This is a genomic window from Desulfobacterales bacterium, from assembly GCA_021647905.1.
In the GTDB taxonomy this organism is placed as follows: Bacteria; Desulfobacterota; Desulfobulbia; order Desulfobulbales; family BM004; genus JAKITW01.
Genome location: JAKITW010000034.1, coordinates 21,106 through 27,299, shown reverse-complemented (window position 1 = coordinate 27,299; position 6,194 = coordinate 21,106). Strand labels below are relative to the sequence as shown.

Here is a 6,194-nt window from a genome sequence, read left to right as displayed (position 1 = left end):
GCTTCTTTTTGTCATCTTCACCTCTCCTCCATAGAATGTTATAGTTGAGAGGGTCCGAGATGTTCTGTATCATTCTCAGTGCCAGGATTTTCCCGCCGTCAGTGATGAAGAATTATAGTCTATGACACCTAATGGTACCGTCCATCGCCCACCAGAGGGGCGTTGTTGGTCGACGATCGAGACTAAATATAAAAAATTGTTAGCCGATGGCAGAATTTATTTCGGAAAAGACAATAGCAGCCAACCAAACATAATCAGATTTTTGGATGAGGTAGAAGGATTTGTCCCATGGACATGGTGGCCTCACAATGAAGTCGGTCACACGGATGAGGCCAAGAAGGAAATGCACGCATTATCTGGTAAAACCGACGCATTTATCACACCTAAACCAGAACGTCTACTTCATCGCGTACTTCATATCGCCACCAATCCCGGCGATTTGGTCCTTGACTCCTTTGCCGGTTCCGGCACCACCGGGGCCGTGGCCCACAAAATGGGTCGGCGCTGGATCATGGTGGAGTTGGGCGAACACTGCCACACCCACATTATCCCGCGCCTCCAAAAAGTCATCAATGGCGAAGACCCCGGCGGTATCTCCAAGGCCGTCAACTGGAAAGGCGGCGGCGGCTTTCGCTATTACCGCCTGGCCCCGTCACTGCTGGAAAAGGACCGTTGGGGCAACTGGGTAATCAACAAGACCTACAACGCGGCCATGCTGGCCGAGGCCCTCTGCAAGCTGGAGGGTTTCACCTACGCGCCGTCGAACTCCATCTACTGGCAGCACGGCCATTCCACTGAACAGGACTTCATCTATGTGACCACTGCCAACCTCACCCACGAGCAATTACAGGAACTTTCCGACGAGGTGGGGCAGGAGCGATCGCTCCTCGTGCTTTGCACCGCCTTCCGGGGTCGGGTCGACTATGCCAATCTCACGGTCAAGAAGATCCCCCGCCGGGTTCTCTCCCGCTGCGAATGGGGCCACGACGATTACAGCCTCAAGGTCGAGAATCTGTCGCGGAAACCAACGGAGCCGGGGCAGCTCTTATTGTTCGGCGAGGAGGGAAAACCATGACAAAAAAGAAAAGTCCGGTCTCCCATGCCGATGCCATTCTTCATGAACTGCGCGGCCTGATCGAAGAGGCCCGCACCACGGTCGCCACCACGGTCAACGCCACTCTGACCATGCTCTATTGGCGTGTGGGCCAGCGCATTCAGCGGGAAATATTAAAGGGCGAGCGAGCTGAATACGGCAAAGAGATTTTGCCGACACTGTCGGCAAAATTGACCAGCGACTATGGACGAGGCTGGAGCGAACGGAATCTCGCCTACATGGTGCGTTTGGCGGAGGTGTTTACCGATACCGAAATTTTGCAGGCGCTGTGTGCAAAATTGAGCTGGAGTCATTTCAAGACAATTATCTATCTCGATGATCCACTGAAACGCGATTTTTATGCCGAAATGTGCCGCATAGAAGGTTGGAGCACACGTACCCTGCAAAAAAAAATCGACTCCATGCTCTTCGAGCGCACAGCCTTATCAAAAAAGCCCGACGAACTGATTCGTCTAGAACTTGACGCCTTGCGCAATGAAGACCGGCTTACTCCGGATCTTGTTTTCCGCGACCCCTATTTTCTCGATTTTCTCGGCCTCACTGACCGTTATCTGGAAAAGGATCTGGAAGACGCCATCCTACGGGAGTTGGAACAGTTTCTCCTTGAACTCGGGGCCGGGTTTTCGTTCATTGCCCGCCAGAAGCGCATTCAGGTGGATAACGACGATTACTATCTCGACCTGCTCTTCTTCCACCGCAGACTTAAACGGCTGGTGGCCATCGAACTCAAACTCGGTCAATTCAAACCGGCTGACAAGGGCCAGATGGAACTCTATCTGCGCTGGTTGGACAAATACGAACGGCAGGAAGGTGAAGAATCGCCCATCGGTCTCATTCTCTGCGCCGGCAAAAAACATGAAACCGTGGAACTGCTGGAACTTGAACAGAGCGGTATCCGAGTGGCGGAGTACCTGACCGAGCTGCCGGCGCGGGAGGTTCTGGAGCAGGAGCTTCATAAGGCCCTGATCCTGGCCAGGCAACGATTTACTCTGCAAGGGAATCAGCAAAAGGAGGTGGAGCAATGAACCGCCACGTCAACGCCATCTCCGGACGCTTGTCGCTCCGGCCACCCCAGCGGCGCTCGTTGGAGATTCTCCACCGCATCACCGAAATTTCACCGCCCGCTAAGGACTCGAATGCTGCCGCCATTCTGGAGATAGTCCGTGGCGAGTTCCCGTCAGTCACTGATTTCGAGCGTGAGTTTCCGTCCCTCTGCTTCGCCCTGGCCACCGGGGTCGGCAAGACTCGGCTGATGGGGGCCTTTGTCAGCTATCTGCACCTGGCCCGTGGCATCAACAACTTCTTCGTGCTGGCGCCGAACCTCACCATCTACAACAAGCTGATTGCTGACTTCACTCCGAATACGCCAAAATACGTGTTCAAGGGCATTGCCGAGTTCGCCACTGAGCCACCCCAAGTGATTACCGGCGATACCTATGAAAGCGGGGTCGGGGTGCGCGCTGGCTGGTTGCCCGGCATGCATGCCGGCGTCCATATCAATATCTTTAATATCTCCAAGATCAATTCCGAGGTGCGGGGCGGGAAATCCCCACGCATTAAAAGGTTATCCGAGTACATCGGCGAGAGTTACTTCGATTATTTGGCCGGGCTGCCGGACCTGGTGTTGCTGATGGACGAATCGCATCGCTACCGGGCCAGCGCCGGAGTGCGGGCCATTAACGAACTCAAGCCTGTCCTGGGACTGGAACTGACCGCCACGCCATTTGTGGAGACCAGCAAGGGGCCGCTGCCATTCAAGAACGTCATCTACGACTATGCCCTGGGCCGCGCCATGGATGATGGTTTTGTCAAGGAACCGGCGGTGGTGACCCGTAAGGACTTCAACCCGGCCGGGATGTCGCCGGAGGAAATAGAGCGGCTTAAGTTGGAAGATGGGGTGCGGCTGCACGAAAGCGTCAAGGTGGAACTGGAAACCTATGCCCGGGAGACCGGCAAGCCCATCGTCAAGCCCTTCCTGCTGGTGATCGCCCGCGATACCACCCATGCCGGGCAGTTGCTCTCCTTGATTCAGTCCGAGGCCTTCTTTACCGGCCATTACCGGGACAAGGTCATCCAGGTGGACTCAAGCCGAACCGGCAAGGCCGAGGAAGAGATGATCGAACGGTTGCTCAAGGTGGAGGCGACCTCCGAACCAACCGAGATCGTCATCCACGTCAATATGCTGAAAGAGGGCTGGGACGTGACCAACCTCTATACCATCGTGCCGCTGCGGGCCGCCAACGCCCGCATCCTCATTGAACAATCGATCGGCCGGGGGTTGCGGCTGCCCTACGGTAAGCGCACCGGCAATATGGCGGTGGACCGTTTGAACATTGTCGCCCACGACAAATTTCAAGAGATCATCGACGAGGCCAACCGCCCCGATTCAGCTATCCGCTTGAAGGCGGTGGTGATTGATGGGGATGAGCTGGAAAAAAAGACCGCGACGGTGGTGTCGCAGTCTCTCCTGGCAAACAAGCTGGGGCTGAAACCGGCTAATGTCACCAGCAGCACGACGGTGGCCGGTGGCGATGAGGCCCCGCATTTCACTCGGCCCGAGGAACAAGAAATCGCCCAGGTGGCCTGGGAGGTGATCAAGAAGTACGAGAACCAGCCGCAAACCCTGCCAACTCTTGCGCATCTCAAAAATCCTGAGATTCAGGCGGCCATCGTCAAGGCGGTTGAAGAGCGGCAACCGGCGCAACCAGCCCTGGAGGGGTTTGCCGAACGACCGGATATTGCTCAGGTGGTGGCCAAGACCGCGGAACTGGTCGTGGAACAGACCATCGATATTCCGCGTATTTTGGTGGTGCCCAAGGGCGAGGTCAAGTCCGGGTTCGAAGCCTTCATTCTCAACCTGGAAGCATTGAAGTACCAGGCGGTATCCGATGAACTATGGATTCAGCATCTGCGCACCGACTACCGTGAAGTGCTGGCAATGGGAAAAGGCGGCATCGAGGAAGAACGGCTGGAGGATTATGTGGTCAGTGGTTTGATCGACTTCAACGACATCTCCTATGACGACCATGCCGATCTGCTTTACGACTTGGCCGCCCAGACGGTGCGCCATTTCAAGAGCTATCTTCCCGAAGAAGATGTCAGCAAGGTGCTGCGTTGTCACCAGCGCGAGATTGCCAGATTTATCCACGCCCAGATGCAGGACCATTTCTGGGAGGAGAAGGGTGAATTGGAAGTAAAGGTGAGCTGCGGCTTTACCGAACTCAGGCAAAGCGCCTATGCCCACCTAGTCGTCGAGCCAACCGCTGATTATCGGATTTCCCCGGCCGACAAAAGCAACATGGCGAAGTACCTCTTCGGGGGGTTTACCCGGTGCCTCTTCCCGACCCAAAAGTTCGATTCCGAGGCGGAACGTAGGCTGGCGGTGATTCTCGAACGTGATACGTTGAAATGGTTCAAGCCGGCCAGGGGGCAATTTCAGCTCTATTACCGCCAGGGCACAACCCCCCTGGAGTACCAGCCCGATTTCGTGGCTGAGGCCGGCGACACGATTTACATGCTCGAACCTAAGGCCAGTAACCAGATGAATGATCCTGTAGTGCTGGCTAAAAAGGAGTCTGCCGTGAAATGGTGTGCTAATGCCTCGAACTATGCGGCCAGCCACGGTGGCAAACCGTGGCGTTACCTGCTGATCCCCCATGACGAGATTGCCGTGAACATGACTCTGGAGGCATTGGCCAAGCGCTTTGGCAGATGAAGTTTGCAAGACAAATTATAGGTGCCTTGAAATATCACCTTCCTTTCTCGATTATTACAGTGTTTGCGAAAATCAAGATATCTCCCTGAAAGCTTGACCAAATGAGCAATAAACCCATTCCATTCCGATCGCCCCGTAGCTCAGGGGGTAGAGCAGGGGCCTAATCCTGCTGCTTACCAGCGAGTTGGCCGCAGGCCGCCGAGATATCGCTGCCCCGGCTGGTGCGGACCAGAACCGTGTAGCCGGCCTGCCAGAGGATTTTCTGAAATCGTTCGATCCGCTGGGCCGGCGACCGCCTGTAGGGCAGCTCCTTGGTCTGGTTATAGGGCAGCAGATTGATCTTGCAGCGGATGTCTTTCAATTTATCCGCCAGCAGGCGCGCATCCTGGTCAGAGTCGTTGATCCCATCGAGCATGATGTACTCGAACATGATCCGTTTCCGCCGGGGCATGGGGAAGTCCCGGCAGGCGGCCAGCAGTTCATCCACCCCGTAAGTCTTATTGATCGGCATCAGCCGGCTGCGGACCTCGTCCCTGACACTGTGCAGGGAAACGGCCAGGTTGACCTTTGTTTTCAGCCCCAGCTCTCTTATTTTCGGCGCCAGCCCGCAGGTAGAGACCGTGATCCGCCGGTCTGAAAAATCCAGGCCCCGCTGTTCGGTGAGAATAGAGATCGCGGTGACCAGGTTGTTGAAATTGGCCAGCGGCTCGCCCATGCCCATGAACACCAGATTGGTTATCCCGCCCTGGTCCTGTTTCAGCATCTCGTCACGTACCGCGCCGACCTGGTTGACGATCTCGGCCGGGCTCAGGTTGCGCCTGAGCCCCATGGTGGCGGTGAGACAGAAGACACAGCCCATGGCGCAACCGGCCTGGGAGGAGAGACAGAGGGTATGACGATCATCATCAGGGATCAATACCGATTCGATCAGCAGGCCGTCATTGAGCCTGAAGCCGTACTTGACCGTGCCGTCCCTGGATTTTTCCCGCAGCAGCGATTCAAAACGTGAAAAAACAGCCTGCCCGGCCAGGTCTTGCCGCAGTTCCATGGCAATATCGGTCATCTGCTCAAAACCGGTGATCCCGGGCCGATAAATCCAGGAGAACAACTGGCCGGCCCGGAAGGAGGGCAGGCCCAGTTCCCGGACATAATCAACCAGCTGGTCCAGGGAAAAATTTTTCAGGTCAACCTTGTCGATCATCTTGTTCCATAAAAAAAATCGCACCCGGAAACCATCCGGATGCGATTTTTTTCAGCCATGGTCAATGGGATTAATTCTTCAGCTTGACAAAATCCTTCAACTCACCGGACAGGGTCCATTTGATGGTCTTGTAATCACCATAGTCCGGCGTCACGGTAAGCGCC

General features: G+C 55.6%; 4 protein-coding genes. 3 read left to right on the top strand and 1 reads right to left on the bottom strand.

The genetic code is table 11. The features are described 5' to 3' along the window. Window positions 1-343 precede the first annotated feature (343 nt). From L3J03_06760 to L3J03_06750, 3 genes are read left to right on the top strand one after another with little or no spacing between them, the layout of a single operon-like run. The gene (locus tag L3J03_06760) at window positions 344-1,075 is read left to right on the top strand and encodes a site-specific DNA-methyltransferase (protein MCF6290677.1); all 732 of its coding nucleotides are present in this window, start codon (window positions 344-346) and stop codon (window positions 1,073-1,075) included. Next, window positions 1,072-2,139 carry a PDDEXK nuclease domain-containing protein gene (locus L3J03_06755; protein ID MCF6290676.1) on the top strand — a complete coding sequence of 356 codons (1,068 nt, stop codon included), beginning with the start codon at window positions 1,072-1,074 and terminating at the stop codon, window positions 2,137-2,139. Before L3J03_06760 ends, L3J03_06755 begins: the two co-directional genes overlap by 4 nt. Continuing rightward, entirely contained in the window at window positions 2,136-4,829 is a 2,694-nt protein-coding gene (locus tag L3J03_06750; protein ID MCF6290675.1) for a DEAD/DEAH box helicase family protein, read from the top strand. The genes L3J03_06755 and L3J03_06750 overlap by 4 nt, the downstream gene beginning before the upstream one ends. A gap of 160 nt (window positions 4,830-4,989) precedes the next feature. Here the strand turns inward: L3J03_06750 and rlmN are convergent, their stop codons facing one another. Further along, window positions 4,990-6,030: a 23S rRNA (adenine(2503)-C(2))-methyltransferase RlmN gene (gene rlmN, locus L3J03_06745; GenBank protein ID MCF6290674.1), complete on the bottom strand. Its 1,041-nt coding sequence runs from the start codon at window positions 6,028-6,030 to the stop codon at window positions 4,990-4,992. Between the last annotated feature and the right edge of the window lie 164 nt (window positions 6,031-6,194).

Excerpts from the sequence above, each read along its gene's own strand:
- L3J03_06750 (MCF6290675.1), top strand. The coding sequence starts at position 2,136 with ATGAACCGCCACGTCAACGCCATCTCCGGACGCTTGTCGCTCCGGCCA.
- L3J03_06755 (MCF6290676.1), top strand. The coding sequence starts at position 1,072 with ATGACAAAAAAGAAAAGTCCGGTCTCCCATGCCGATGCCATTCTTCAT.
- L3J03_06760 (MCF6290677.1), top strand. The coding sequence starts at position 344 with ATGCACGCATTATCTGGTAAAACCGACGCATTTATCACACCTAAACCA.
- rlmN (MCF6290674.1), bottom strand. The coding sequence starts at position 6,030 with ATGATCGACAAGGTTGACCTGAAAAATTTTTCCCTGGACCAGCTGGTT.